This window comes from Roseovarius mucosus, from assembly GCF_002080415.1.
GTDB lineage: Bacteria > Pseudomonadota > Alphaproteobacteria > Rhodobacterales > Rhodobacteraceae > Roseovarius > Roseovarius mucosus_A.
In genome coordinates this window covers 1992127-2018215 of the sequence record NZ_CP020474.1, presented here as the reverse complement: position 1 = coordinate 2018215, position 26089 = coordinate 1992127, and the positions used below count along the sequence as shown (strand labels likewise).

The following is a 26089-nucleotide window of genomic DNA, read 5'->3' as shown; positions in this document are numbered from 1 at the left end:
ATGATCAAGAGCAAAGACGTACTTCTGAAAATCCGCGACCTGAAAATTCAGGGCTATTCCGACGAAACCTGGGTGGACATCATCAAGGGCGTGGACCTGACCCTCCATCGTGGCGAGGTGATGGGCCTGATCGGTGAATCGGGTGCGGGTAAATCGACCATCGGCGCGGCCTGCATGGGCTATGCCCGCGACGGCACGCGCATTTCCAACGGTTCGATCGAGTTCGACGGGATGGAACTGACCACCGCCTCCGAGGGTGAGCGGCGCATGCTGCGCGGCTCGCGCATTGCCTATGTGGCGCAATCGGCGGCGGCCTCCTTTAATCCGGCGCACAAGATCATTGACCAGCACACCGAAGCGCCGCTGCAATACCGTCTGAAAAAGCGGCTAGAGGCGCAAGAGGATGCCATGGACCTCTATGAGAGGTTGCGCCTGCCCAACCCCAAGGAAATCGGATTTCGCTATCCGCATCAGGTTTCTGGCGGGCAGTTGCAGCGTGCAATGACCGCGATGGCCATGTCCTGTCGGCCTGATCTGATCATCTTTGATGAACCCACAACCGCGCTCGACGTGACCACGCAGATCGAGGTTTTGGCCGCGATTCGCGACATCGTCGATCAATTCAACACCGCCGCGATCTACATCACCCATGACCTTGCCGTGGTGGCGCAGATGGCCGACACGATCAAGGTGCTGCTCAAAGGGCGCGAGGTCGAAGAAGCGCCCACCAAGCAGATGCTCGACAATCCGCAGGAAGAATATACCAAATCCCTCTGGGCTGTGCGCAGCTTTCAAAGCCCGCAACGCCATCGCCCCAAGGATGGCGTGCCCCTGATTTCAGTGCGCAATGTCGATGCCTCCTACACCGGCGGGGCCAAGGTGCTGGATGATGTCAGTTTCGACATTTATGAAGGCATGACCGTTGCGGTGGTGGGTGAATCCGGCTCGGGTAAATCCACAACAGCGCGAGTGATCACAGGTCTTTTGCCGCCCTCCAAGGGCGAAGTGTTGTTCAAGGGCAAACCCTTTCCACCCAGCTACAAGGACCGCACCAAGGATCAATTGCGCCAGTGCCAGATGATCTATCAGATGGCGGATACCGCGCTCAATCCCAAGGTCCGGATTTCCGAGATCATCGGGCGTCCGGCCGCCTTTTATTCGGGGCTCAAAGGGGTCGCGCTTAAGAACCGGGTGGACGAGTTGCTCGATCTGATCGAGTTGGAACCCTCGCAATATTACAACCGTTATCCGCCTGAATTGTCTGGCGGCCAAAAGCAGCGGATCGGTATTGCCCGCGCCCTTGCGGCGGAACCAACCTTTATCGTCTGCGACGAGGTGACATCGGCCCTTGATCAGCTTGTGGCCGAAGGTATCCTGCGCCTGCTCGACCGGCTGCAGAACGAGTTGGGGCTGGCCTATATGTTCATCACCCATGATCTCGCAACGGTGCGTTCCATCGCCGATGAGGTGGTGGTGATGCAGCATGGCAAAGTGGTTGAGCAGGGCCCCAAGGACGAGATGTTCACACCGCCACACCACCCCTACACTGATCTGCTGCTTAGCTCGGTGCCAGAGATGGACCCCAATTGGCTCACCACGTTGCTCGAAGAGCGTGGGATAGACAATGTCGGCGATGCTGCCGCAGCGCGAATCGATCCAAACGATCCCAAGGTCTCGGGTGCTAACGTTTGATATTACATTGGGTGCGGAGGGTAATCTCCCTCCGCGCCACTATGCGCTGATTTATGGATGATGCGGCGTTACAGGATCGCCATGGCAGAGAAAACGAACGTGCCAATGATCGCGCCATAGACGATCACCACTGCCTGCCAGGAGGCACTATGCGCGCGCAGTTCGCGGTTCAATTCGTCGCGGGTCATCGGCTTGCCTCCGTTATAGCGTTGCGTCCCCGGATCGCGTTCACGATCACAGGGCGCACATAATAGATTTCTGCGTTTGCACAATGGGTATTTTGGCGAAAATCCATGCGTTTACGGCATGCCACCTGCCCGATTTCGGCATATCGCGCGATTGCGAAGACTCAGTGTCTGAAACCGACCTTTGCAGAGCACAGGGCCTTTCAGCACAATGCAGCACTCGGGCTTTTATTCTTCAGGGAATTGCGCCACGCATTGCTGGACCTGAACCTGCGCCTGCTTTCTCAGTTGCGGGAGGATTTTCTGGTAATCCGCCAATTTGCGGCGCTCCTCAGATACGTCAATTGCGACTGGCGTGGTCTGGGTGCGGTACTGCGTTGTGGGGCAGGGGTAGGGGATCACGATGTTCCGGTACGGATCGTTACGATAGCAGGTCGACGGAACCGTGTGGGGCACCGTTTGCGTGTGTAGCGCATAGCCGCGCGCGATATTTCCGTGGGCGGTTGCGATAGCGGCCTCAACGCTGCGATATTGCTCGGTTGCACCAGAGATACATTGCTCCCGTGGCGTGGCACAGGCGGCCAGCAGTCCCAGAGAGGCCACCTTGATCAATGATGCTATGCGGGTGTTCATCGGAGAGTTACCTTTCTGCAATCCCCGATTCTAGCCACACTTCCGGCCTAAGCTCAACTGCCGCTATCGCCTTCCACCAAGGCCGCAATGATCGCCTTGGCGCTTTCCGAGTCCCAATGCGCATCCCCTTGCAAGCGCGCGATCTCATGGCCTTCCGGATCGATGATGACCGTGATGGGCAGGCCAAAGACGCCCATGGCGCGGGCGAGCGCGCTTTTGGGGTCGGTGTGCAGTGGCAGATTGTCGACACCGATCTCATCAAAGAATTTGGCCATGGCGGTGGGGGCATTGCGGCCCGTGGCAATGGTCACAACCTCGAAATCCTCGCTTCCCATTTCAGTTTGCAGATTCGAGAGCGTGGGCATTTCGGCGCGGCAGGGGGCGCACCACGTGGCCCAGAAATTCAGCACGACATGACGCCCTTGAAAATCGGCGAGCGTGCCGATGGTGCCATCAGCGCGGGTGTATTCTGTCTCAGGAACGGGCGCGGGCGCAGAGAGGAAATTCAGTTTTTTCATGTCGCCGTCGCGCAGCGCCTCAAGCGTGGCAATATCGGCCATGGCAGCATTTGCACCAAGGGCCATGGCCATATAAAGGACGATCTGACGAATGCGTTTCATAATTCCCTCCGAAGGGCCAAAGACATGACTGACAAGACCTCGAACCAGATGTGGGGCGGCCGCTTTGCCGCCGGGCCGGATGCGATCATGGAGGCAATTAATGCCTCGATCTCATTCGACAAGCGGATGGCGGCACAGGATATTGCCGGCTCGAGGGCCCATGCCGCGATGTTGGCGGCAACAGGTATCGTCAGTGATAGTGATGCCGCCGCGATGAGGGAAGGCCTCCTCACGGTCTTGTCAGAAATCGAGGCGGGGGAATTCACCTTTTCCACGGCGCTTGAGGATATTCACATGAATGTCGAGGCGCGGCTCAAGGATTTGATCGGCGCGCCTGCTGGGCGGCTGCACACCGGCCGGTCGCGCAATGATCAGGTGGCCACCGATTTCCGGCTCTGGGTGCGGGATCAACTGGATGCGGTGGATCAGGCGTTGCAGGCGTTGATGCATGCCCTTCTGGTGCAGGCAGAGGCCGGATCAGACTGGGTGATGCCGGGGTTCACCCATTTGCAGACCGCACAACCGGTGACATGGGGGCATCATATGATGGCCTATGTCGAGATGTTTGGCCGCGATCTAAGCCGTGTGCGCGATGCGCGGGCGCGGATGAATGAATGCCCCTTGGGCGCGGCGGCGCTGGCGGGCACGTCCTTTCCGATTGACCGCGAGATGACAGCCAAGGCGCTGGGCTTTGACCGCCCCTGCGCCAATAGCCTGGATGCTGTCAGCGACCGCGATTTCGCACTGGAATTTCTGGGCGCGGCCAGCATCTGTGCCATGCATCTAAGCCGCTTTGCCGAGGAGTTGGTGATCTGGTCGTCGGCGCAGTTCCGGTTTGTGGCGCTGAGCGATCGGTTTTCCACCGGGTCAAGCATCATGCCGCAAAAGAAGAACCCCGATGCAGCAGAGTTGATCCGCGCCAAAGTGGGGCGGATTTTCGGGGCCAATGTGGCACTGATGATGGTCATGAAGGGCCTGCCGCTGGCCTATTCCAAGGATATGCAGGAAGACAAGGAACAGGTCTTTGACGCCGCCGACAACCTGATGCTGGCGCTGGCCGCGATGGAAGGCATGGTGCGCGACATGGCGGCGCGGACGGATAATCTAGAGGCCGCAGCCGGGTCTGGCTTTTCGACCGCAACCGATCTTGCGGATTGGTTGGTGCGGGTACTCGATATGCCATTTCGCGAGGCGCATCACGTGACAGGGGCCTTGGTGGCCAAGGCAGAGGCCAAGGGGTGCGATTTGCCAGACCTGAGCTTGACCGAGATGCAAGAGGTGCATGGCGAAATCACCGCGTCGGTCTATGATGTCTTGGGCGTGCATAATTCGGTTGCCTCACGCGTGAGCTATGGGGGTACGGCACCGTCACAGGTGCGCGCGCAAGTGGCGCGGTGGAAGGAACGGTTGGGATGAAACGACTTGGGTTTGCTTTGCTCGGCCTAGCGATTCTGTCAGGTTGCGGCGTCGATGGAGAGCCGGTGCGCCCCTCGGCGGGGGTGAACGTTGGTGTTGGCACCAATGGGGTCAATGTCGGTGTCGGCGGTGGTGTTCGCGTCGGCGGCGTCAATCTTGGCGTGGGGTTGGGCCTGTGAGATGGGTTTTTGCGGCGCTGGCCATATGGGGCGCTATTCATCCGATGTACTGGTTCCTGCAATGGTTCGGGCAAAACGGATATGATCTCATGGGTATGGTCGATGCCTGGCACGCCAACGCCGCAAGCTCGGGTCTGGTCTGGGATCTCACGATTGCCGCCGTGGCGCTTACCGTTTGGGTGATTGCCGAGGCCGTAAAGCACCGGCACTGGCTGGGCCTGATCGCCATTCCGGCGACGTTCTGCATTGGGGTGAGTTGCGGTTTGCCGCTCTATCTGTTCTTGCGAGCATCGCGGGGCGGCTTACGCGACATTTGAGTATTTTTGGAACGAAGAAACGGGGCAGGATGGCGCGTGGATCACTTTCTCTATCATAATGGCGTGTTGCACGCCGAAGATGTGCCGCTTTCAGAGATCGCTGAAGCGGTTGGCACGCCGTTTTACTGCTATTCCACGGCTACCCTGTCTCGGCATTTCCGCCTGTTTGACGAGGCGCTGGCAGGTATGGATCATCTGGTTTGCTACGCCATGAAGGCGGCGAGCAATCAAGCGATCCTCAAGACACTGGCGGGTTTGGGCGCTGGCATGGATGTGGTCTCGGGCGGTGAGTATGCGCGCGCGCGTGCCGCAGGCGTGCCGGGCGAGCGCATCGTGTTCTCGGGTGTGGGCAAGACGCGGGACGAAATGCGCATGGCGCTTATCGGCGGCATCCGGCAATTCAACGTCGAGAGCGAGCCGGAAATGGCGGTGCTCAATGCCGTGGCGCTGGAATTGGGCCTTCGTGCGCCGATCACAATTCGTGTCAATCCCGATGTGGATGCCAAGACCCATGCCAAGATTGCTACCGGCAAGAGCGAGAATAAATTTGGTATTCCGATTGCCCGAGCGCGCGAGGTCTATGCGCAGGCTGCGGCCCTGCCGGGGCTCGAGGTTATCGGGATCGACGTTCATATCGGCAGCCAACTGACCGAGTTGGCACCGTTCCGCCTTGCCTATGAAAAGGTCGCAGAACTCACGCAGGTTCTGCGCGCCGATGGGCATGATATCCGTCGCCTCGATCTGGGTGGCGGTCTGGGTATACCCTACACCCGCTCGAACGAGGCCCCGCCGTTGCCCACGGAATATGGCGCGCTGATCCGCGAGGTGCTGGGGCATCTGGGCTGCGAGATCGAGATCGAGCCAGGCCGCTTGATCGCTGGCAATGCTGGGATTCTGGTTGCCCGCGTGATCTATGTAAAATCCGGCGAAGGTCGGGATTTCCTGATCCTCGATGCCGCGATGAATGACCTGATCCGTCCGGCAATGTATGATGCGCATCATGATATCGTGCCCCTGCACGAGGCGACACCGGGTGTCGAGCAACGCCCCTATGATGTGGTGGGGCCGGTCTGCGAATCGGGCGATACTTTTGCCAAAGGGCGCATGCTGCCGCCATTGGCCGAAGGTGATCTGGTGGCGTTCCGCAGTGCTGGTGCCTATGGCGCGGTGATGTCGAGCGAGTATAACACGCGGCCTCTGGTGCCCGAAGTTCTGGTGCATGGGCGTGACTTTGCCGTGATCCGGGGCAGACCGACCTTTGACGAAATGATAAATCGCGATACCATCCCTGAATGGCTCTGACGCGATGGGCGCGCGGGGCCAAGATGAGGTGCCGCGCATGGCTGCGACCGAAAACCCCTTGAAGGTGATGACCGCGCGGTTGCGGCGACCGCTCATGCTGACATGGGCGGGGTTGATCGCCGAGCGGTTGGTGCGCGCCTTTTGGCCGGTCTGGAGCGTGATCGCGTTGAGCGCAGCGGCGCTGATGCTGGGCCTTCAGGATATGGCCGCATTCGAGGTGGTCTGGGGTGCGGCTATGCTGGCCGCTTTGGCCGTACTCGCCTTTGGCGTGCTGGGCATGGCCCGGTTTCGGTTCCCGCGTCGGGCCGAGGCCCTGGCGCGGCTGGATGAAGCGATGCCCGGCAGGCCGTTGGCAGCACTTGGCGATGTGCAGGCGATTGGCGCGGGCGATGCCGGGTCGGCAGCACTCTGGCAGGCGCATCAGGCGCGCATGGCAGCACGCGCGGCGCAGGCGCGCGCGGTCGAGCCGGATTTGCGTTTGTCACGACAAGACCCCTTTGGCGTCCGCTATATTGCGCTTTTGGGTCTTATCGTGGCCCTCCTTTTTGGTTCGGTCTGGCGCGCGGGATCTGTCGTTCAAATGGTGCCAGGTGGGGGTGCGGCGGCGCTGACCTCTGGTCCGACATGGGAAGGCTGGATAGAGCCGCCTGCCTACACCGGGCTTCCGAGCCTCTATCTGGCCGATCAGGGCGCGGTGATCGAAGTGCCCGAGGGCAGCCGCATCACCTTGCGGTTCTATGGCGAGGTGGGGGCGCTCAGCCTGTTTGAGACAGTGTCAGGCGGTAGCACCGAGGCCGCAATCACCGATCCAGAGCAGAACTTTGACGTTACCCGCACTGGCGACTTGCGCATTGACGGGCCGGGCGGTCGGAGTTGGGCCGTCCAAGCGCTCGCCGATGCGGCACCGACGGTCGAGGTCATCGAGCGCGACGCCCGCACTGCCTTTGACGGGCAAATGAGCCAGCCCTTTGGCGCGCGCGATGATTACGGTGTGGTCAGCGGCGGCGCGGTCTTTACGCTCGATTTGGCCCAAGTGGATCGGCGGCATGGTCTGGCGGTAGAGCCTGACGCGCGTGACCCCATCAGCCTTGATCTACCGATGCCTTTGGCCGGGGATCGGACCGAGTTTACAGAGACATTGGTCGAGAACCTGTCCGAGCATCCTTGGGCGCATTTGCCCGTTACCCTGCGCTTGCAGGTCGCGGATGCGGCGGGGCAAGAGGGGCAATCCGAGCCCTTCCAGATGGCCCTGCCCGCACGGCGGTTTTTCGATCCAATGGCTGCAGCCGTGATCGAGCAGCGCCGCGATCTTTTGTGGTCGCGTCAGAACGCGCCCCGTGTCGCGCAGGTGTTGCGGGCGGTGTCATACAAGCCAGAAGGCCGGCTTTTTCGGTCAGAGAAAGCGTATTTGCGCCTGCGGATCATCATCCGGCAGCTTGAGGCAATGACGCAGAGCGATGGGCTGGACGCGGCCGAGCGTGATGAGATTGCGCAGGCGCTGTGGGATCTTGGCGTCTTGCTTGAGGATGGGGATCTGGGCGATGCGCTGGAGCGGATGCGTGCTGCACAAGAGCGCCTGAGCGAGGCGATGAAGAACGGCGCCAGCGAAGAAGAGATTGCGCGCCTCATGCAGGATTTGCGCGATGCCACGCAAGATTATCTGCGCCAAAAGATGCAGCAGGCAGAGCGTGAAAACCCGGAAGAAAGCGATCAGCGCAGCGCCGAGAACATGATGCAGATGAACCAACAGGATCTGCAAGACATGATGGACCGCATCCAAGAGTTGATGGAGCAGGGCCGCTATGCCGAGGCACAGCAGGCACTCGAAGAGTTCCAGCAGATGATGGAGAACATGCAGGTCACGCAGGGGCAGGGCCAGCAGGGTCAATCCCCCGGCGAACAGGCGATGGAGGGGTTGGCAGAAACGCTGCGCGAACAGCAGGGCCTGTCGGATCAGGCGTTCCGGGATTTGCAGGAACAGTTCAATCCAGGTGCGCAATCCGGCCAGTCGCAGAACAATGAGGGCCGCAGCGGCGGCGAGGGCCGAGGTGAGAGCCATGATGGTCAGCAAGGCCAAGGTGGGCAAGGCGGCGAGCAACAGGGCCAAGGTGGTGAAGGTCGCGAACAGGCCGAGGATGGCGAAGGTGCCGAGGGGTCGCTGGCTGAGCGGCAAGAGGCGCTGAGACAGGAATTGGAGCGGCAGCGGCAGGGTTTGCCGCAATTGGGTGGCGAGGCAGGCGAGGCCGCGCGCGATGCGCTGGAGCGTGCTGGCCGCGCCATGGAAGGGGCCGAAGACGCGCTGCGCAACGATGATCTGGCCGGGGCCATCGATAATCAGGCCGAGGCAATGGAGGCCCTGCGTGAGGGCATGCGCAATATGGGCGAGGCCATGGCGGAACAACAGAATCCCGGTGGGCAGGGCGAGGCCGAAGGCCAGCCCGGTCAGGCTCAGGCTGATCCCTTGGGGCGCGAGGCCGGGCAGGGCCGACAGGTGGGCACGCAAGACAGTCTTTTGCAGGGTGAGGATGTCTATCGCCGCGCGCGAGAATTGCTTGATGAGATCCGCAAGCGGTCAGGCGAAGGCGCTCGGCCGGATGTGGAACTGGACTATCTCAAGCGGCTGCTGGAGCGGTTCTAGGTCTTTTTGACCGATCCAAACGCCGCTCTTGCGGGGAGAGGCAAGAGGTATTTCCCCAGGCAGTTTTTCGAATTTATCGCAAATTGTTGCAAGTATATGGTAAATCCCGACGCGGGCGCGCGAACACGCCCCTGTGTGTCAGTAAAAAAGGGACGGAAATGATTCAGGAATTCAAGGACTTCATCGCTAAGGGCAATGTCATGGACATGGCCGTTGGTATCATCATCGGGGCGGCCTTTACGGCGATTGTCGGCTCGCTTGTTGCCGATCTGATCAACCCGATCATCAGCCTGTTCTTGGGCGGCATTGACTTTTCGGGCCTCTATATCGTGCTGGGCTCGGGCGACTATGCCTCGATCGCTGCCGCAGAAGAGGCGGGCGCCGCGGTGTTCGCTTATGGCCGGTTCGTCATGGCCGTTATCAACTTTTTGATCATCGCTTGGGTGGTGTTCATTCTGGTCAAGCTGGTAAACCGCGCCAAGGATGCCACATCCAAGCCGAAACCAGAGGCAGCCGCCGCTGATCCCGGCCCGTCCGAACTGGATATTCTGATGGAAATCCGCGACGCGCTGAAAAAGTAAGCACGGCAAGGGCGAGGAGCAATTACGCTTCTCGTCCTCTCAAACCCGGTGGTAGGGGCTACCGGCGAGGATCGAGGCCGCGCGATAGAGCTGTTCCGCCAGCATCACCCGCACCAGCATATGTGGCCAGACCATGCGGCCAAAGGACAGCGCGAAATCGGCACGGGCGCGCAATTCAGGCGCGATGCCATCGGCCCCACCGATCACCAAAGCCAGATCGCTGCGCCCGGCATCGCGCCAGCCCGCCAGCGTATCGGCAAATTCGGGAGAGGTGATCTCTTTACCGCGCTCATCAAGCACCGCAAGCACGGCACCTTGGGGAATCACCCGATCAAGCAAGGTGGCCTCGGCGGACATGCCCCCACCCTTCTTATCTTCGACCTCAATCAGCGTCGCAGGGCCAAGGCCATGCGCGCGCCCCGTTCGGTCGAACCGGGTGACATAATCGTCGAACAACACACGTTCCGGGCCGGTCCGCAACCGGCCCACCGCGCAGATATGAACCCGCATTCAGACTTGAGATGCCGCCGTCTGCCCGGAAGGCAGCCACATTTTCTCAAGCTGATAGAAATCGCGAACCTCGGGGCGGAACACATGAACGACGACATCGCCTGTGTCGATCAGCACCCAATCGCCGGTTTCCTTGCCCTCTGTACGGGACACGATCCCCATATCCTGCTTGAGACGGTCCATCAGTTTCTCGGCGATGGCAGACACCTGCCGCGAGGAACGCCCCGAACAGATCACCATATAGTCGCACATGGCTGTTTTGCCGCGCAGGTCGATCTGCACAACATCTTCGGCCTTGTCATCGTCAAGAGATGTCAGGATCGCCGCAAGCTGCGCTTCGCTGTCTGCGGTCATGGTGGGCATCATTGCGATGGCCCCCTGGTCAGCGGCCTTCGCCGCATATGTCGTAAAAGACAGGACATCGTCCTCCTTTGCTGCGCACCGCAGGACCCCGGTGCAAGGTATAAGGCTAAAGTAGCAAGAGTTGCGTGACTTTTCAATAAACCCTGTTCCAGATCGCGCCGAAATGCAGGTAATGTCACATAATCGCGGTGGCACCTGATAAGCCGGGCCAAAGGCCAGTCTGGACAAGCCGCGCAATTCAGGCTCTTTTCACCTCAATGACGGAGGAGCGCCATGACCACAGCCCTGATCACCCATCCCGATTGTCTGGGCCATGTGACGCCCGAGGGCCATCCCGAACAGGTTGCGCGGCTTGAGCGTATTCTGGAGGCGCTGGAGGGCAAAGACGTGATCCTCGTCAAGGCACCCTTGGTGGCCGAGGATGACCTCTTGCGCGTGCATCCCAAAAGCCATGTCGAGGCGATCCGGGCGGCCTCTCCTGCTTCGGGCAAGGTGCAATTGGATGCCGATACCTGGATGTCGCCGGGAACGCTGGCGGCGGCGCATCGCGCTGCGGGCGGTGCTGTGCGCGCCGTAGATCTGGTGTTGTCGGGCGAGGCCGACAATGTCTTTGTCGCCACCCGCCCGCCGGGCCATCATGCCGAGCGCGAAACGACGATGGGATTTTGTCTCTTTGGGAATGTGGCCGTTGCCGCAAAATATGCGCTGGATCATCACGGGCTGAAACGGGTGGCGGTCGTCGATTTCGACGTGCATCATGGCAATGGCACGCAGGATTTGTTGGAGGATGAGCCGCGCGCCTTTTTCGCCTCGTCGCATCAATACCCGCTTTGGCCCGGCACCGGCGCCGCACATGAGACAGGGCCGCACGATACGATCCTCAACGTGCCGCTGCCGCCGCGCTCGGGCGGGGCGGTGTTTCGTCGAGAGTATGAGGAAAAGGTGTTTCCGCGCGTGCGGGCGTTCAAGCCGGATCTGATCCTTGTTTCTGCTGGGTTTGACGCGCATCGCGATGATCCGCTGGCCGATCTGATGCTGGAAACGGAAGATTTCGCTTGGGTTACAGAGCGGCTCTGTGATCTGGCGGATGAGCTTTGTGGTGGGAAACTGGTCAGTTGTCTTGAGGGCGGCTATAACCTCTATGCGCTGGCTGAAAGTGTGGCTGCGCATGTCGATGTGCTGATTGCGCGCGGCGCAGCCTGATCCCTGACCAACAAGGAAACCTGATGCGCGCCGGACTGATCCTGCTGTGCTTTGCCTATGTGCTCAGCCAGTTTTTTCGCGCCTTTCTGGCGGTGCTGAGCGGTCCCTTGGCGCGCGATGTCGGGGCCACACCGGATGATCTGGCGACGGCCTCGGGTCTGATGTTCGTGACTTTCGCGGCGATGCAATTGCCGGTCGGCTGGGCGCTCGACCGGATTGGGCCACGGCGCACGGCGTCGGCTTTGCTGCTGTTGGGTGGCGGTGGTGGTGCGGCGCTTTTTGCAATGGCCGTCAGCCCGCTGCATATCAACCTTGCGATGGTGTTGATCGGCGCAGGCTGCGCGCCAGTCCTGATGTCCTCTTATTACATCTTTGCGCGGCAATTTTCGGTGGCGCGGTTTGCCACGCTGGCGGCGGTCATGCTGGGGGTGGGATCATTCGGCAATCTGGTGGCCTCTTATCCGATGGCATGGGCGGCAGAAACAATCGGATGGCGCGCGGCGCTTTGGGGATTGGCGGCGGTTTCGGTCGTGGCGGCATTGGGTATTCTGGCACTGGTGCGCGACCCAGAGGCAGTCGCAGGGGATACGCGCGGATCGCTTCTTGATCTGCTCCGGATGCCCGTGGTTTGGGCCATTCTGCCGCTGATGTTTGTGGCCTATGCGCCTGCGGCAGGGCTGCGGGGCCTTTGGGCCGGTCCCTATCTGCGCGATATCTTTGGGCTTGATACGGTGCAGGTCGGACAGGCGACGCTGGTTATGGGGATGGCGATGATCGCGGGCACCTTTGCGTATGGCCCCCTCGACCGGGTGTTCAAGTCGCGCAAATGGGTGATCTTTACCGGAAATGTCATCTGCGCAGCCGCCCTCATGACTTTGATGCTCTGGCCGGAACGCAGCCTTGGGCTGTCGATTGCCCTCTTGGCGGTTATCGGCCTTGCTGGGTCCACATACCCGGTGCTGATCGCGCATGGGAGGGCGTTCTTTCCGGCCCATTTGGCAGGGCGGGGTGTGACGCTGCTCAATCTCTTTGGCATTGGCGGTGCGGGCGTGGCGCAGTTTGCCTCGGGGCCGCTTTTTGCTTCTGCCGCGACCGGGGGCGCAGTCGCGGGCTACAAAGCGCTTTTTGCGCTGTTCACATTTGCTCTTGTCATCGGATTGGTGATCTATCTCTTCAGTCGCGACAGCATGGAGTGAGTGCGGCCCCTTTCACATTGGCCGTAATCCCTGTATGACCCGCACCGCAACCCCCGCTATGGAGGCAGACACACATGGGTTACAAGATCGTCGTCGCAGGTGCCACGGGCAACGTGGGCCGCGAAATGCTGAACATCCTCGCCGAGCGCGAGTTTCCGGTCGATGAGATCGCGGTACTTGCGTCCCGCCGTTCTCTGGGCACCGAAGTCAGCTTTGGCGACCGAACTCTCAAGACCCAAGATCTTGATACGTTCGACTTCTCAGGTTGGGACATGGCGCTGTTCGCCATCGGGTCGGACGCAACCAAGGTCTACGCCCCCAAGGCGGCCAAGGCGGGCTGTGTCGTGATCGACAACTCGTCGCTCTATCGCTATGACCCCGACGTGCCGCTGGTCGTTCCGGAAGTGAACGCCGATGCGGTCATGGGCTATGCCAAGAAGAACATCATCGCCAACCCCAACTGTTCAACCGCGCAGATGGTTGTGGCACTCAAGCCGCTGCACGACCGCGCACGCATCAAGCGCGTTGTCGTCTCGACCTATCAGTCGGTATCCGGCGCAGGCAAAGAGGGCATGGATGAGCTGTGGGACCAGACCAAAGCGGTCTACAACCCGACCGATGACAAGCCTGCCAAGAAATTCACCAAGCAGATCGCGTTCAACGTGATCCCGCATATCGACGTATTTCTTGAGGATGGGCAAACCAAGGAAGAGTGGAAGATGGTCGCTGAGACCAAGAAGATCCTCGATTCCAAGATCAAAGTTACAGCCACCTGCGTGCGGGTTCCGGTCTTTGTCGGCCATTCCGAGGCCATCAATATCGAGTTCGAGGATCATCTGGACGAAGCTGAAGCGCGCGACATCCTGCGCGAATCCCCCGGGATCATGGTGATCGACAAGCGTGAGAACGGTGGCTACGTGACGCCGATCGAATGCGTCGGTGACTACGCCACCTTCATCAGCCGTATTCGGCAGGACCCGACGATTGATAATGGCATTAACCTGTGGTGCGTCAGCGACAACCTGCGCAAGGGCGCGGCGCTGAACGCTGTGCAGATCGCTGAAGTGCTGGGTCAACGGGTGCTGAAAAAGGGCTGAGTTACCTCAGGCAGATTAAAGACGGGCGCGCTATCAGGCGCGCCCGTTTGCATTTTCGGGGCAATTACTGCACCGGCGCGACCTTGAACTGAACGGAAGAATACCATTCCGCCACCGCACGGATTTCGTCATTTGTCATCTCAGCGGCGATGCCGCTCATGATGTCGTGCTGACGTTTGCCGGTGCGGAATGCTTTGAGCTGTGTGTCGATATACATCACCGTCTCACCCGCCAGATTGGGCGCATCGTCGATCAGCGCGATCCCATCTGCGCCATGACAGGCGGTGCAGGTCTCGGGCGCATTCTCGGCCGTCTGGCTTGGGGCCAGAGTGGCGACCGGCGTCTGGCTGCTATACCAGGCCGCCAGATCGGCAATCGCCTGATCGCTGAGGCTGGCCGCGACCACGCTCATCATTTCATGCACCCGCCGCCCCTCGCGGAACGCGGTCAGTTGATGCTCGATATAGGCCGGGTTCTCGCCGCCGATATGGGGCACGATGGGCATTTTGGCCATGCCTTCGATACCGTGACAGGTGCGGCATTGACCGGCCAGTTTGCGCCCCGCCTCTGGGTCGCCGGTCAGTCCCTCTGCCATGGCGATTTGGGCGAGGAAAACCCCGCCCAGACCCAAGATACATGCCTTAAGCATCAATTGCCCTCATACCAGATGCGATAGATCGCCCCGGCAAGGTCATCAGACACAAGGATCGAACCATCGCGCAACTGCGCCACATCGACCGGGCGGCCAAGGTATTCGCCGTTCTCGTCGATCCAACCCTCGGCAAAGGGCTCCATCGTGGCATTGCCCTCTGCGTCGATGAACGTAACCATCACGCGGGCACCAACCGGTTCAGTGCGGTTCCAAGAGCCATGCTGCGCCGAGAAGATGGCGTTCTTGTATTTGGCAGGGAACATCTTGCCGGTGTAGAATGCCATGCCAAGGTCGGCCGCATGGGCCACAGTTTCGACGGCAGGCATCACCACGTCTACAGGGACTTCTTCACCCTTGTACTCGTTGGTGCGCACGGATCCACCACCATACCACGGATGGCCGAAATGCTGGCCCGCCTCGGTTTGACGGTTCAACTCGCCCGGCGGAATGTCATCGCCCATGCCGTCGACCTGATTGTCTGTCCACCACAACTCGCCGGTTTCGGGATGGAAATCCTGACCAACCGAATTGCGCACGCCATAGGTAAAGACCTCGCGCCCCGTGCCATCGGTGTTCATGCGGATGATGCCACCAATGCCCACCTCGTTATATTTCTCAAGCCGATCCTTGGGGGCCACGTTGAAGGGCTGACCAAGCGAAATGTAAATCTTGCCATCTGGCCCGATGTCACAAACCCGCGCGGTATGGTTAAAGCTTTCTTCGTCCTCTGGGATCAGATCACCCTTGGCCACAAGGTTAAAGGCTGCCACATCCGGGCTTTCGTAAAAGAACTCGGCGGCGGGAAAGAGCAGCACGCGGTTCTGTTCAGCGATATAGAGAAAACCGTCCTTGGAAAAGCAGGGGCCATTGGGGATCGAGAATTGGAGCGACGGGGCGAAATCCTTGACCTCGTCGGCGACGCGGTCCTTGTTGCGGTCGGTAACGGACCACACCTTGTCCTTGCGGGTGCCCACGAAGGTCACGATGCCTTGCGGACCTACAGCCATGTGGCGCGCATCGGGCACAACCGCGTAAAGGCCGATCTTGAACCCGTCGGGCAGGCTGATCTGCTCGAGCGTTTTCTTGATCCCCTCGGCATAGTCGCCGCCCTGTTCGATGAACGTGAAATCAGTGACGCCGGTGGACTGAAAATTTGAAAGTTTTTCCAGATTGTCCGGCACGTTGGCAGCTTGCGCATGGGCAAGCCCGGCGCTGAGCGCCAGAGTGGCGATGGATGACAGCAGATGCTTCATTTGGTTCCTCCCGTTTGAAAATCCGTTCGACCTGTCTGACTTGCCAAGCCCAGACAGGGCCGTGATCCTAGACTTCTTCAAGCTGACCCAACGCGCTCTCCCCTTCGCGCGGCCCCTGCGAATACCGTTTACGTTGCATTCGCACATGCAGACCCTATCGCAGTTTTTGGGCGGAACAAGGGTTTGCTGCCTGAATTTTCTACGACCAAAGTCTTAGGTCTCATTCCAGTGTCATGGTGACGCTGCCGAGGCCTGCGATTTCGCCTTGGGCGGTGATCGGCGGCGTCACCCAAGGCAGCCCGTTGAGCGATCCGGTGATCACTATATGCCCCGGCTGCAAGCCGCCGCAATGATCCCCCAAGGCGCGCACAAGAGCGCAGAGCGTGGCAAAGGCACCCTCGCCGGGCACTTTGGCCACGCCATCAAGCAGGGTGGCATCGCCAAGGGTCAGATGTGCCTGGGCACTGGTGACGTCAATCCCTTGCCAGTCGCGACAAGCCTCACCCAGAACCACCGCGCCGTTGAGTTGATTGTCCAACATCTTGAGCGCTGCACCGGCGCCCTTGGGATTGGCAAGGCGGCTCTGGACCAACTCAAACGCAGGCAGCAGTTCTACCGAGTCTCGCAAGCGCGCCTCGAAATCAAACGCAGCGGTATCCGGCACTGGGGCAATCAGGCGAAAGGCGTATTCAAGTTCGACGCCCGCTTCTTCGCCCTCTGAGAGGGAAATTTTTGCGGGGCTCTCGTAAATGTCGTGGGCCATGATAGGGGCGACGATGATGGGCGCGCCGGGCGGGCAAGCAACCTTGAATCCCCCCACAGAACCAAGCGCAGAGGCGACTTCTGTTTGGACCGCAAAGATGCGCTCGCGCGTTAACCCCTCGCCATAGGTATCGGGCAGTTTGGGGCCACCATTCCGCGCCTCCAGCAGCGCCTTCGTCAGGGGATCGGTCATGCTGCGATCACCGCGCCCGAGGCGATCATCGCCGCGATCTGCTGCGTGTTATAACCAGCCTCGCGCAGCACCTCGCGGCTGTGCTGGCCAAGAACGGGCGCGGCACAGCGGATGTTTGCCGGGGTCTCGCCGAACTTGACCGGATGTCCAAGGGTCTTGACCGGACCAGCCACAGGATGCTGCACTTCAACAATCATATCGCGGGCTTGTGCCTGTGGGTCGGCCTGCATTTGCAGGATATCCAGCACGGGGCCGGCAGGCAGACCGGCCTCTTCCATCCGTGCCAGCCAAATCTCGGACGTTTCGTGCCGAAGATAGCCGTTGAGGATATCTTCGAGTTCCCTGAGGTGCTGCATGCGGTCGTGGTTTGAGGCAAAACGCGGGTCGTCGTTCAATTCGGGGGCCCCGATCACATCGAGAAACCGCAGCCAATTGCGTTGGTTGGCGGCACCCACGTTGATCCAGCCATCGGCGGTCTGGAACGCCTGATAGGGACCGTTCAAAGGATGCGCAGACCCCATCGGGCCGGGTGCCACGCCAGTGGCAAAGGCAATCGCCGATTGCCAATAGGTCTGGGTGATCGCGGCCTCAAACAGTGAGGTATCCACCTTTTGGCCTTGCCCCGTTTGCAACATCCGAGCGTAGGCAGCAGAAACACCCATCGCCGCCACGATCCCGGCCGTAATATCGGAAACCGGCGCACCAGTCTTGACCGGGGGCCGCCCCGGCCCCTCGCCAGTGATCGACATAAGGCCCGACATGCCTTGGGCGATCAGGTCAAAGCCACCACGCTCTGCATACGGTCCCGTACGGCCAAAGCCCGAGATTTCGCAATAGATAAGGCGCGGGTTGATGGCGCGCAGATCGTCATAGCCCAACCCCAGACGCTCCATCGTGCCCATGCGGTAATTCTCGATCACCACATCAGCCTCTTCCAGCAGGCGGTGCAGAACTTGGACCGCCTCTGGGTCCTTGAGGTTCAGCGCCACACCCCGCTTGTTGCGGTTCATCATCATATAGGCAGCAGATTCGCCGTTGATCGCAGGGGGAACAAAGCGCCGGCTGTCATCGCCGTCCGGCTTTTCCACCTTGATCACATCCGCGCCCATATCCGCCAGCATCAGGCCACAGACCGGACCAGCCATGATATGGGCCAGTTCGATCACCTTCATCCCCACAAGGGGGCCAGTGGCGTTCATGTCCCGCTCCACTCTGGTTTTTTCTTGGCAAGGAAGGCCTCGAGCCCGTGGTGGAAATCGCGGCTCATGTAGCACATTTCGATAAGGTCTGCGTCCTCGACACGGGTGGCTGCGCTTACGCGGCGCATCGCCTCTTTGGTCGCCCTCAGCGTGAGAGGGGCCATTTCGGCAAGCGTGTCGGCCAATGCCCCGGCACGGGACATAAGCGCGGCTTCATCCTCCAACACTTCCGAGATCAGGCCGCATCCCTGCGCCTCTTCTGCGCCGATCAGACGGGCGGTAAAGATCATCTCGCGCACGCGCCCGGCCCCCATCAGGGATGAGAGGCGCGCCAGATTGGCAGCGGCCAGGCAGTTTCCAAGGGTGCGGGCTATGGGAAAGCCGAACTTCAGATTGGCCGCGGCAATGCGGATGTCACAAACCCCGGCAATTGCCGCGCCGCCGCCGGTGCAGGCGCCGTTGATCGCAGCGACGGTTGGCAGGGGGCAGCGCTCGACCGCTTCTAGGACACGCTCAATCCGGGCCTCGTAGTCAAGCGCATCCTGCGGTTTGTCAAAGGCCCGAAACTGCGTCATGTCGGTGCCCGCGGCAAACGCCTTGCCGCCTGCACCGTGGATCACCACCGCGCGGATGCTGCCATCTGTCGGCACCTCGCGGCATAGGCTGGCCAGCCCCTCATACATCGCAAAGGTCAGTGCATTGCGCGCATCAGGCCGGTTGAATGTGATCCAGAGGGTCTGCCCCCGGACCTGCGACAAAATCTCGGTCATCGCAGCCCCCTCAGCGGTAGAAGTATTCAACAAGGAAGAGCGGCACCGAGGGCACATAGGTGCAGAGCATCAGCACCGCCAACAAGACCATGATGAACCAGATGTTGACCTTGGATACCTCCCAGATATTGGCCCTTGCCACCGCGCAGGCGGTAATTAGCACCGACGCAACCGGCGGTGTCTGCTGACCAATCGCAAGGTTCAGCGTAACCACAAGGCCGAAATGCACCGGGTCGATACCCGCCGCCGTGATCAGCGGCATTACGATTGGAATCACAAGGATGATCGCTGCTGCGGAATGCAGGAAAAAGCCAATGATCAGGAAGAAGAAGTTGAGGATGAGCAAGATTGCCCATTGCTGATCGGTGATGTTGAGAATGCCCTGCGCCAGATGCTGCGGGATCTGTGCGCGGGTCAAGAACCCACCCATCAAAACAGAGGCCGCGACCAGCAACATCACAACAGCCGTTTGCATGCCCCCATCCAGCATCGCGCGGCGCAGATGTTTGATATCCACTTGGCGATACCAAGCTGACACGACGATGGCTGCGATCACGGCAAGACCAGCCGCCTCGGTTGCGGTTACATAGCCGCCAAAAATACCGCCAAGGATAATTACCGGCAGCAAGAAGGCGGGCAGTGCATCAACAAAAGTCTCGCGCAGGCGGGGAATGTTGAATGCCTCTTCCGTCGGCAGATTGTAGCGGCGGGCAAAGACATAGGCCACGAACATCAGGCCTGCCGCCCCCAAAAGACCCGGCACCACGCCCGCAACAAAGAGCTGTTCGACCGACGTATTAGAAGAGGCCGCATAAAGGATCATCGGGATCGACGGCGGGATGATGATCGCCAACGAGGCCGAGGACGAGGTAACAGCCGCCGACAGTTCCTTGGAATACCCGCGTTTCTTCATCTGCGGGATCAGGATCGATCCCATGGCTGCGACATCCGCCACCGCAGAGCCAGAGATTTCGGCAAAGAAAAGCGACACACCGATATTTACCATGGCCAGCCCGCCACGAACAAAGCCGATGATGGCGGTGACGAAATTGATCAGCCGGTCCGTGATACCGCCCGCATTCATGATGGCCCCTGCCAGCACGAACATCGGGATGGCAATCAGCGAAAACTTGGTGGACCCGCTATACATATCGAGTGCAATGGTCACCAGACTGCTCGGCCCCTCAGTAAGCAAGAGACCCAAAACCCCGGCAAGAGCCAAGCCGATGGCGATCGGAATGTTGATGCAAATCATCGCCACAAGGGCCGCGAAAATACCCAGCATAAGCATCACACGCGCTCCTTGTTCTTGGCCAATTCGGTCTCGACTTCTTCTTCGATCTCAGCGTGTTCCAGAGAGATGCCGCGCGATGTCTGAACCCAGTAATGCGGCAGGCTGAGCAATTGGCAGATGATAAAGAGGATGGCACCGATCGGGATCACCGATTGTGTCAGTTGCACCGGCACCCATGTAAGCGAGGTCAGAGTATCGCCTTCCAGCACTTCAAGCACCTGAAACCCGGCGCGCGCCATGAGCACGAAAAAGAGCAGCACCAGCGCTTCGCCCACCAGAACCGCAATCATCCGGTATCGGGTAGGTAGGGCGAGAAGGACCGAGTCAAAGCCGATATGACGCCGATGCAGCGCCGCGAGAGCGGAGCCATAATAGGTGATCCAAGCCAGCATGATCGCGGCAACCTCATCGTACCAAGAGAAACTCTGGCCCATGAGGCGGGCGATAACGGCAACGATCACGACGATCGTCAAGCCGACCATCAGCAGAACCGTGATCCATTCAAGCAGGCGGCTTGCGATCCGATTGGTTTGGGTAAGCAGAGGGGTCATGTTGTGCAACGTTCCGGTGCAAAAGGTTGCCCGGCATGCGCATGCCGGTTCAAGTTCGCGAAATCTTGTAGACAAACGCCTGTGACGGCCCCCGAACAGGGACCGTCACAGAGTAAGATCAGCTTGCGTTACCAAGTGCGAGCACGGCGTCGATCAGCTCTTGCCCACCTTCGACCTGCTCTGCAAAAGCGTCATAGACCGGCTTGGACGCCGCGATGAACGCGTCCTTGTCGGCCTCGTTCACCTCGACCCCGGCAGCCTTGATCACGTCGAGCAGTTCGGTTTCCATCCGTGCAGCCGTCTCATAGGTAAAGGTCTGCGTGTCTGTGGCACATTCCGCGAGCACTGCGCGAACATCCTCTGCCTGCCCGTCAAACCCCTTTTTCGACGACAGAATATACGCTGGCGTATAGACATGGCCCGTGACCGAAAGGTACTTTTGCACCTCTTGGAACTTGGCCGTCGCGATCTGTGTATAGGGGTTTTCCTGCCCGTCCATCACACCCGTCTGCAACGCAGTAAACACATCCGAAAAGGCCATCGGGGTGGGGTTGGCGCCGTATTCTTGGAACATCTTGACGCGCCATTCGCCATTGGGCGTGCGCAGTTTGATCCCCTTCAGGTCCTCGGGCAAATTGATTGGCCGGATGTTGTTGGTGATATGCCGGAACCCATTTTCCGCAAGCCCGACGATGTGATACCCGTTGTTGTTTGCGGCAGTCTGGAACGTGTCCATCATGGCATCCTGAACGCGGCGCATATGGTCGCGGTCTTTGATGATGTAGGGCATTTCAAAAACACCGAACAGCCCATCAACCGAGGACATCACCGACGAGGGCAACGCAAAGTCGACCTGACCCAGCTTGAGCTTTTGCAGCAATTCCTTGTCATTTCCCAACTGCGACGAGCCAAAGGTCTGAACCTCTGCCTTGCCACCGGATTTTTCGCCTACGCAGGCGGCGAAATGGTTTGCTGTTGCCTCAAACAGCGAGCCCGGTTCGCCCACATGGCCAAACCGCATGGTGACATCTGCCGCCATCGCGGGCACCGCCACAAACGACGCCACTACGGATGCAATTATTGCTTTTTTCATTGTCTTCCTCCCTTGGTTTTCGTGTCTGCGCGGGCTGTGCCGCGCCTTGGTCTTTCCTTATTGTGCAATCATTACAGTTGGTCCGGGAAGGCCCCTCTTCCGTCCCGGACCGATAACGTTAGGCTGCGGCGCGGGCGCTTTCGAACTTCTGGCCCAAAAGATCCATCGCCGCCTGTACGCCCCCGGCCCGGTGCGGCACACCCGCATCGCGCAGGCCCATTTCCACGCCCGCAAGGGTGCCGATCAGCATCAGATCATTGAAATCCCCCAAGTGACCGATGCGAAATACCTTGTCCGCCACTTTGGACAGACCATTCCCCAGAGACATATCATAGTTACGCAGGGTCACGGCACGGAAATTATCGGCTGAATGCCCCTCGGGAACCATCACGGCGGTGAGCACTGGCGAGCGGTCAGACGCTTTCTTGCAGAGCACCTCTAGGCCCCATGCCTCAACCGCCGCGCGCGCCGCCGCGCCATGGCGCTTGTGCCGGGCAAAGACAGTGTCGAGCCCTTCCTCGTGCAACATGTCGATTGCCTCGTTCAAACCGTAGAGCAGGTTTGTCGCGGGGGTATAGGGGAAGTAGCCCGTATCATTTGGGCCCGCCATTTCTGCCCAACTCCAATACGAACGCTTCAGCGCGGCAGATTCGGAAACTTGCATCGCCTTGGCGCTGACCGCGTTAAACGACAAGCCCGGCGGCAGCATCAGCCCCTTTTGCGAACCGGATATGGTCACGTCCACACCCCAGTCATCGTGTCGGTAGTCCACTGAGGCGAGCGAGGAAATCGTATCGACCATCAAGAGCGCCGGGTGATTGGCGGCGTCCATCGCGCGGCGCACTGCTGCCACGTCGGTCACAGAGCCGGTAGAGGTCTCGTTATGCACAACGCAGACGGCCTTGATCTCATGCGCCTTGTCCGCGCGCAGATGCTCTTCGATCCGTGCGGCATCGGCCCCGGCGCGCCAGTCGCTGTCGATAAAGACCGGGCTCAGGCCTAGTTTGAGTGCCAGTTTCTGCCACAGCGCCGCAAAGTGACCAGTTTCATACATCAGAACTGTGTCACCGGGTGAGAGCGTGTTGACCAAGGCCGCTTCCCAAGCGCCAGTGCCAGAAGAGGGATAAATGACCACTCGGGCTTCGGTCTTGAAGATGCTTTTCATCCCCTCAAGCGCCTTGCGGCCGACATCGGCAAAGGCCGGGCCGCGATGATCCATGGTCGGATAATCCATCGCCCGCAGAATGCGATCCGGCACGTTCGAGGGCCCCGGGATTTGCAGAAAGTGGCGGCCAGCGGTCATTGTCATTCCTCCCATAGACAGCATCCTTGCCCACCGTCGGTAAGATCTGGACCGGGGCAAAGGTGAATTCTGTTGAATTGAATTCTGAATTCAATATTCTGTCAAGACCAAACTCTGACCATCGACCGGATCGGGACCCTATGCTGGACAGCACGATACAAAGCCGCCTCAGCCGCGAGGTGCAGGGCGAAACGCGCTTTGATACCTTTTCGCGCGGGCGTTACGCGACGGATGCCTCGATCTATCAGATTATGCCGGCAGGAGTGATTCTGGCCAAGGCACCTCAGGATGTTCTGGCCGCGCTCGACGCTGCACGTGCTGCCGGTTTGCCGCTCACGATGCGGGGCGGTGGCACCTCGCAATGTGGGCAAACGGTGAACTCCGGGTTGATTGTCGACTGCTCGAAATACCTCAATCGCATTCTGGAACTGGATGTGGAAGGGCGGCGCGCGGTGGTCGAGCCGGGGATTGTTCTGGACGATCTGAACCGCGCATTAAAGCCGCACGGCCTGTGGTTTCCTGTCGATGTCTCGACCGCGTCGCGCGCCACGATCGGTGGCATGGTTGGCAACAATTCCTGCGGTTCGCGGTCGCTGCGCTATGGCACGACACGGGATAATGTAACCCGAATTGAGGGATTTCTGGCCGATGGCACCCCCTTCGATTTCGGCCCCGGTTCTGGCAACCGCGTGCCCGAACCTCTGCTGCGGCAAATGCTTGATCTGGGCGCGCGAGAAGCTGACGAAATCGCGTTGCGTTTCCCCAAGGTGCAACGCCGAGTCGGTGGCTACAACATCGACGCGCTGGTCCCCGGTGACGCGCCCATCAACCTCGCCCATCTGCTGATCGGGTCCGAGGGGACGCTGGCCACGTCGACCGCGATAGAGATCAAGCTGTCACCGCTGCCATCGAAAACCCGCGTGCTGGGCGTCTGCCATTTCCCCACTTTCCGCGCCGCGATGGAGGCCGCCAAGCCGCTGGTCGCGCTTGGCCCGACCTCGGTCGAGTTGGTCGATAGCACCATGATTGATCTTGCCCGCGCGATTCCCATTTACGCCAAGACACTTGAGCAATTCGTGCGCGGCGCGCCTGCTGCCATGCTGCTGGTGGAATTCGCCGATAGCCCACCCGAAAATGAAGAGAACATGCGCCGTCTGGCCGATACGATGGCGGACCTTGGCTATGGGTTTGGGCGCGGCGGTGCCCACGAGGGTGGCGTGGTCGAGGTCTGGGATATGTCCCTCGCCGCCGAGATTGGTGAATTGCGCAAGGCAGGTCTCAACATCATGATGTCGATGAAGGAGGCGGGCAAGCCTGTGTCCTTTGTCGAGGATTGTGCCGTGCCGCTGGAACATCTGGCGGATTATACAGATCGTCTGACCGAGGTGTTTCATAGTCACGGCACCACCGGCACGTGGTACGCGCACGCGTCCGAAGGATGCCTGCATGTGCGCCCTGTCCTCAATCTCAAACTGGAACAGGACGTGCGCAAAATGCGCGAAATCGCCGAGGCGGCCTTTGCCATGGTGCGGGAATACAAGGGATCGCATTCGGGCGAACATGGCGACGGGATTGTGCGCTCTGAATTCCATGGGGCGATGTTCGGTCCGCAAATCCTCAGGGCATTCGAAGAGGTCAAGGCGGCCTTTGACCCTGACACCCGCCTCAACCCCGGCAAGATCGTACATGCGCCGAAAATGGACGACCGCAGCCTTATGCGCTATCCGCCGGGCTATGATTTCGCCGATCTGAAAACCGGCCACGACTGGTCTGCCTGGACAGGCAAGGGCGGCGGATTTCAAGGCGCGGTCGAGATGTGTAACAACAACGGCGCCTGTCGCAAGCTGGCAGGCGGGGCGATGTGCCCGAGTTACCGCGTGACCCGAGATGAGCGCGACGCAACACGAGGCCGTGCCAACACGCTGCGCCTTGCGCTTTCGGGGCGGCTTGGCCAAAACGCGCTTTTCTCGGATGAGATGGCCGAAACGCTGAAGCTTTGTGTCGGGTGCAAGGCCTGCAAGCGCGAATGTCCAACCGGTGTCGACATGGCCAAGATGAAGACCGAGGTGCTCTATCAGCGGGGTCAAAAGCTGGGGTTCGGTCTGCGCGCGCGGCTGATTGCAGAGATGCCACGCTATGCTCGATTTGCGGTGGCGCTGCGGGGCCTGATCGCCCTGCGCAACCGGGTGCCGTTTCTCGCCGGGCTTGGCGAGCGGATTACCGGTCTGGCACATGCGCGGTCTCTGCCCATGTTTCGAGGGGATTTTTTCAAGGACTCTGAGGTCAAGCGCGCCCGCTCGTCGACCAAGGCAGGCAAGATCATTCTCTTTACTGACACGTTCAACCGCTGGATGGAGCCAGAGATTCCGCGTGCCGCACTGCGCGTTCTGACCCGTGCAGGCTATGAGGTGATCACCGCACATGCGCCCGGTCGCCCGCTTTGCTGTGGGCGGACATATCTGGCGGCGGGGATGATCGACAAGGCGCGCGCCGAGGCGCGGCGGACCTTGGATGCGCTCTTGCCGCATGTGCGTGCTGGCGTGCCGGTGGTGGGGCTGGAGCCGTCTTGCCTGCTCACGTTGCGGGATGAGTTTCTCACGCTCTTGCCGGGGGAAGAGGCGCAGCTCTTGTCAAAGAATGCCTATCTCTTCGAAGAGTTCATCGCGCGCGAGGCGCGCGCCGGGCGGCTTGATCTGCCGCTGGGCACTCTGGGGCACACTGCCCATGTCCACGGCCATTGCCATCAAAAGGCGGCGGGCGTGATGGGCGATATGGGACAGGCGCTGGCGCTGATCCCCGATCTTGACCCAAAGACCATCGAGAGCAGCTGCTGCGGCATGGCGGGGGCCTTTGGCTATCAGGCTGAAACCATCGACGTATCCCTAAAAATGGGCGAGCTGTCCCTGCTTCCAGCCGTGCGCGCCGCAGCATCCAATGATCTCTTGATCGCGAACGGCACCTCATGCCGCCACCAGATCGCAGATGGCACCGACCGCCGCGCGCTGCATATCGCGGAAATCTTCGACAGGGCATCGCAAAATGCTGTAAGGGAGGGCCGCAAAGATGGATAACCCCGGCCCGGAGGCC

24 protein-coding genes are annotated in these 26089 nt (G+C 60.2%); 11 read left to right on the top strand and 13 right to left on the bottom strand.

Annotated elements, in window-relative coordinates; translation table 11 throughout:
- The gene (locus tag ROSMUCSMR3_RS09680; RefSeq protein ID WP_081507192.1) at positions 1-1692 is read left to right on the top strand and encodes an ABC transporter ATP-binding protein; all 1692 of its coding nucleotides are present in this window, start codon (positions 1-3) and stop codon (positions 1690-1692) included.
- Between the two features lie 413 nt (positions 1693-2105).
- On the opposite strand, the gene ROSMUCSMR3_RS09675 is transcribed toward ROSMUCSMR3_RS09680, so the two are convergent.
- Complete coding sequence (locus tag ROSMUCSMR3_RS09675; RefSeq protein WP_081507191.1) at positions 2106-2510, bottom strand: hypothetical protein; 405 nt, start codon at positions 2508-2510, stop codon at positions 2106-2108.
- 53 nt (positions 2511-2563) lie between these two features.
- Positions 2564-3130 carry a TlpA family protein disulfide reductase gene (locus tag ROSMUCSMR3_RS09670; protein ID WP_081507190.1) on the bottom strand — a complete coding sequence of 189 codons (567 nt, stop codon included), beginning with the start codon at positions 3128-3130 and terminating at the stop codon, positions 2564-2566.
- Positions 3131-3154: 24 nt separating this feature from the next.
- Here ROSMUCSMR3_RS09670 and argH point away from each other — a divergent pair, with 24 nt between their 5' ends.
- The 6 genes from argH (at position 3155) to mscL (ending at position 9563) form a co-directional block, all read left to right on the top strand.
- The gene (gene argH, locus ROSMUCSMR3_RS09665; protein WP_008281219.1) at positions 3155-4546 is read left to right on the top strand and encodes an argininosuccinate lyase; all 1392 of its coding nucleotides are present in this window, start codon (positions 3155-3157) and stop codon (positions 4544-4546) included.
- Positions 4543-4725, top strand: coding sequence for a hypothetical protein (locus tag ROSMUCSMR3_RS09660; RefSeq protein ID WP_037297825.1), 183 nt, complete (start codon positions 4543-4545; stop codon positions 4723-4725). Before argH ends, ROSMUCSMR3_RS09660 begins: the two co-directional genes overlap by 4 nt.
- Entirely contained in the window at positions 4722-5042 is a 321-nt protein-coding gene (locus tag ROSMUCSMR3_RS09655; RefSeq protein ID WP_037297828.1) for a DUF2834 domain-containing protein, read from the top strand. The genes ROSMUCSMR3_RS09660 and ROSMUCSMR3_RS09655 overlap by 4 nt, the downstream gene beginning before the upstream one ends.
- A gap of 36 nt (positions 5043-5078) precedes the next feature.
- Positions 5079-6344, top strand: coding sequence for a diaminopimelate decarboxylase (gene lysA / locus ROSMUCSMR3_RS09650; protein WP_081507189.1), 1266 nt, complete (start codon positions 5079-5081; stop codon positions 6342-6344).
- 37 nt (positions 6345-6381) lie between these two features.
- Positions 6382-8982 (top strand): TIGR02302 family protein, encoded by a 2601-nt coding sequence (locus ROSMUCSMR3_RS09645; protein WP_081508593.1) that lies wholly within the window; start codon positions 6382-6384, stop codon positions 8980-8982.
- 158 nt (positions 8983-9140) lie between these two features.
- Positions 9141-9563: a large conductance mechanosensitive channel protein MscL gene (gene mscL, locus ROSMUCSMR3_RS09640; RefSeq protein ID WP_008281224.1), complete on the top strand. Its 423-nt coding sequence runs from the start codon at positions 9141-9143 to the stop codon at positions 9561-9563.
- A gap of 39 nt (positions 9564-9602) precedes the next feature.
- Here the strand turns inward: mscL and rlmH are convergent, their stop codons facing one another.
- Complete coding sequence (gene rlmH, locus ROSMUCSMR3_RS09635) at positions 9603-10073, bottom strand: 23S rRNA (pseudouridine(1915)-N(3))-methyltransferase RlmH (RefSeq protein WP_081507188.1); 471 nt, start codon at positions 10071-10073, stop codon at positions 9603-9605.
- Positions 10074-10439, bottom strand: a complete 366-nt coding sequence (gene rsfS / locus ROSMUCSMR3_RS09630) for a ribosome silencing factor (RefSeq protein WP_008281226.1) — start codon at positions 10437-10439, stop codon at positions 10074-10076.
- A gap of 270 nt (positions 10440-10709) precedes the next feature.
- On the opposite strand from rsfS, the gene ROSMUCSMR3_RS09625 reads away from it, so the two are divergent.
- The 3 genes from ROSMUCSMR3_RS09625 to ROSMUCSMR3_RS09615 all read left to right on the top strand — a co-directional run bounded on the left by ROSMUCSMR3_RS09625 (position 10710) and on the right by ROSMUCSMR3_RS09615 (position 13932).
- Positions 10710-11639, top strand: coding sequence for a histone deacetylase family protein (locus ROSMUCSMR3_RS09625; protein WP_008281227.1), 930 nt, complete (start codon positions 10710-10712; stop codon positions 11637-11639).
- A gap of 23 nt (positions 11640-11662) precedes the next feature.
- Complete coding sequence (locus ROSMUCSMR3_RS09620; RefSeq protein ID WP_081507187.1) at positions 11663-12835, top strand: MFS transporter; 1173 nt, start codon at positions 11663-11665, stop codon at positions 12833-12835.
- Positions 12836-12909: 74 nt separating this feature from the next.
- Positions 12910-13932, top strand: coding sequence for an aspartate-semialdehyde dehydrogenase (locus ROSMUCSMR3_RS09615; RefSeq protein ID WP_008281229.1), 1023 nt, complete (start codon positions 12910-12912; stop codon positions 13930-13932).
- A gap of 64 nt (positions 13933-13996) precedes the next feature.
- On the opposite strand, the gene ROSMUCSMR3_RS09610 is transcribed toward ROSMUCSMR3_RS09615, so the two are convergent.
- The 9 genes from ROSMUCSMR3_RS09610 to ROSMUCSMR3_RS09570 all read right to left on the bottom strand — a co-directional run bounded on the left by ROSMUCSMR3_RS09610 (position 13997) and on the right by ROSMUCSMR3_RS09570 (position 23002).
- Positions 13997-14581, bottom strand: coding sequence for a c-type cytochrome (locus ROSMUCSMR3_RS09610; RefSeq protein ID WP_081507186.1), 585 nt, complete (start codon positions 14579-14581; stop codon positions 13997-13999).
- Positions 14581-15837, bottom strand: a complete 1257-nt coding sequence (locus ROSMUCSMR3_RS09605; RefSeq protein WP_008281231.1) for a PQQ-dependent sugar dehydrogenase — start codon at positions 15835-15837, stop codon at positions 14581-14583. Before ROSMUCSMR3_RS09605 ends, ROSMUCSMR3_RS09610 begins: the two co-directional genes overlap by 1 nt.
- A 220-nt stretch (positions 15838-16057) precedes the next feature.
- Positions 16058-16792, bottom strand: a complete 735-nt coding sequence (locus tag ROSMUCSMR3_RS09600; protein WP_081507185.1) for a 2-keto-4-pentenoate hydratase — start codon at positions 16790-16792, stop codon at positions 16058-16060.
- The gene (locus tag ROSMUCSMR3_RS09595; RefSeq protein WP_081507184.1) at positions 16789-17991 is read right to left on the bottom strand and encodes a CaiB/BaiF CoA transferase family protein; all 1203 of its coding nucleotides are present in this window, start codon (positions 17989-17991) and stop codon (positions 16789-16791) included. Before ROSMUCSMR3_RS09595 ends, ROSMUCSMR3_RS09600 begins: the two co-directional genes overlap by 4 nt.
- Positions 17988-18761 (bottom strand): enoyl-CoA hydratase/isomerase family protein, encoded by a 774-nt coding sequence (locus ROSMUCSMR3_RS09590; RefSeq protein ID WP_081507183.1) that lies wholly within the window; start codon positions 18759-18761, stop codon positions 17988-17990. The genes ROSMUCSMR3_RS09595 and ROSMUCSMR3_RS09590 overlap by 4 nt, the downstream gene beginning before the upstream one ends.
- A 10-nt stretch (positions 18762-18771) precedes the next feature.
- Positions 18772-20052, bottom strand: a complete 1281-nt coding sequence (locus ROSMUCSMR3_RS09585; RefSeq protein WP_008281235.1) for a TRAP transporter large permease — start codon at positions 20050-20052, stop codon at positions 18772-18774.
- The gene (locus ROSMUCSMR3_RS09580; protein ID WP_008281236.1) at positions 20052-20606 is read right to left on the bottom strand and encodes a TRAP transporter small permease; all 555 of its coding nucleotides are present in this window, start codon (positions 20604-20606) and stop codon (positions 20052-20054) included. The genes ROSMUCSMR3_RS09585 and ROSMUCSMR3_RS09580 overlap by 1 nt, the downstream gene beginning before the upstream one ends.
- A 118-nt stretch (positions 20607-20724) precedes the next feature.
- A complete protein-coding gene (locus tag ROSMUCSMR3_RS09575; protein ID WP_037297832.1) occupies positions 20725-21699 on the bottom strand; it encodes a TRAP transporter substrate-binding protein in 975 nt (324 codons plus the stop codon).
- Between the two features lie 118 nt (positions 21700-21817).
- Positions 21818-23002 (bottom strand): pyridoxal-phosphate-dependent aminotransferase family protein, encoded by a 1185-nt coding sequence (locus ROSMUCSMR3_RS09570; RefSeq protein WP_081508591.1) that lies wholly within the window; start codon positions 23000-23002, stop codon positions 21818-21820.
- 140 nt (positions 23003-23142) lie between these two features.
- Here ROSMUCSMR3_RS09570 and ROSMUCSMR3_RS09565 point away from each other — a divergent pair, with 140 nt between their 5' ends.
- Positions 23143-26073 (top strand): FAD-binding and (Fe-S)-binding domain-containing protein, encoded by a 2931-nt coding sequence (locus tag ROSMUCSMR3_RS09565; RefSeq protein WP_081507182.1) that lies wholly within the window; start codon positions 23143-23145, stop codon positions 26071-26073.
- The last annotated feature ends 16 nt before the right edge of the window (positions 26074-26089 follow it).

Excerpts from the sequence above, each read along its gene's own strand:
- ROSMUCSMR3_RS09680 (WP_081507192.1), top strand. The coding sequence starts at position 1 with ATGATCAAGAGCAAAGACGTACTTCTGAAAATCCGCGACCTGAAAATT.
- ROSMUCSMR3_RS09675 (WP_081507191.1), bottom strand. The coding sequence starts at position 2,510 with ATGAACACCCGCATAGCATCATTGATCAAGGTGGCCTCTCTGGGACTG.
- ROSMUCSMR3_RS09670 (WP_081507190.1), bottom strand. The coding sequence starts at position 3,130 with ATGAAACGCATTCGTCAGATCGTCCTTTATATGGCCATGGCCCTTGGT.
- argH (WP_008281219.1), top strand. The coding sequence starts at position 3,155 with ATGACTGACAAGACCTCGAACCAGATGTGGGGCGGCCGCTTTGCCGCC.
- ROSMUCSMR3_RS09660 (WP_037297825.1), top strand. The coding sequence starts at position 4,543 with ATGAAACGACTTGGGTTTGCTTTGCTCGGCCTAGCGATTCTGTCAGGT.
- ROSMUCSMR3_RS09645 (WP_081508593.1), top strand. The coding sequence starts at position 6,382 with ATGGCTGCGACCGAAAACCCCTTGAAGGTGATGACCGCGCGGTTGCGG.
- mscL (WP_008281224.1), top strand. The coding sequence starts at position 9,141 with ATGATTCAGGAATTCAAGGACTTCATCGCTAAGGGCAATGTCATGGAC.
- rlmH (WP_081507188.1), bottom strand. The coding sequence starts at position 10,073 with ATGCGGGTTCATATCTGCGCGGTGGGCCGGTTGCGGACCGGCCCGGAA.
- rsfS (WP_008281226.1), bottom strand. The coding sequence starts at position 10,439 with ATGATGCCCACCATGACCGCAGACAGCGAAGCGCAGCTTGCGGCGATC.
- ROSMUCSMR3_RS09625 (WP_008281227.1), top strand. The coding sequence starts at position 10,710 with ATGACCACAGCCCTGATCACCCATCCCGATTGTCTGGGCCATGTGACG.
- ROSMUCSMR3_RS09620 (WP_081507187.1), top strand. The coding sequence starts at position 11,663 with ATGCGCGCCGGACTGATCCTGCTGTGCTTTGCCTATGTGCTCAGCCAG.
- ROSMUCSMR3_RS09615 (WP_008281229.1), top strand. The coding sequence starts at position 12,910 with ATGGGTTACAAGATCGTCGTCGCAGGTGCCACGGGCAACGTGGGCCGC.
- ROSMUCSMR3_RS09610 (WP_081507186.1), bottom strand. The coding sequence starts at position 14,581 with ATGCTTAAGGCATGTATCTTGGGTCTGGGCGGGGTTTTCCTCGCCCAA.
- ROSMUCSMR3_RS09605 (WP_008281231.1), bottom strand. The coding sequence starts at position 15,837 with ATGAAGCATCTGCTGTCATCCATCGCCACTCTGGCGCTCAGCGCCGGG.
- ROSMUCSMR3_RS09600 (WP_081507185.1), bottom strand. The coding sequence starts at position 16,792 with ATGACCGATCCCCTGACGAAGGCGCTGCTGGAGGCGCGGAATGGTGGC.
- ROSMUCSMR3_RS09595 (WP_081507184.1), bottom strand. The coding sequence starts at position 17,991 with ATGAACGCCACTGGCCCCCTTGTGGGGATGAAGGTGATCGAACTGGCC.
- ROSMUCSMR3_RS09590 (WP_081507183.1), bottom strand. The coding sequence starts at position 18,761 with ATGACCGAGATTTTGTCGCAGGTCCGGGGGCAGACCCTCTGGATCACA.
- ROSMUCSMR3_RS09585 (WP_008281235.1), bottom strand. The coding sequence starts at position 20,052 with ATGCTTATGCTGGGTATTTTCGCGGCCCTTGTGGCGATGATTTGCATC.
- ROSMUCSMR3_RS09580 (WP_008281236.1), bottom strand. The coding sequence starts at position 20,606 with ATGACCCCTCTGCTTACCCAAACCAATCGGATCGCAAGCCGCCTGCTT.
- ROSMUCSMR3_RS09575 (WP_037297832.1), bottom strand. The coding sequence starts at position 21,699 with ATGAAAAAAGCAATAATTGCATCCGTAGTGGCGTCGTTTGTGGCGGTG.
- ROSMUCSMR3_RS09570 (WP_081508591.1), bottom strand. The coding sequence starts at position 23,002 with ATGACCGCTGGCCGCCACTTTCTGCAAATCCCGGGGCCCTCGAACGTG.
- ROSMUCSMR3_RS09565 (WP_081507182.1), top strand. The coding sequence starts at position 23,143 with ATGCTGGACAGCACGATACAAAGCCGCCTCAGCCGCGAGGTGCAGGGC.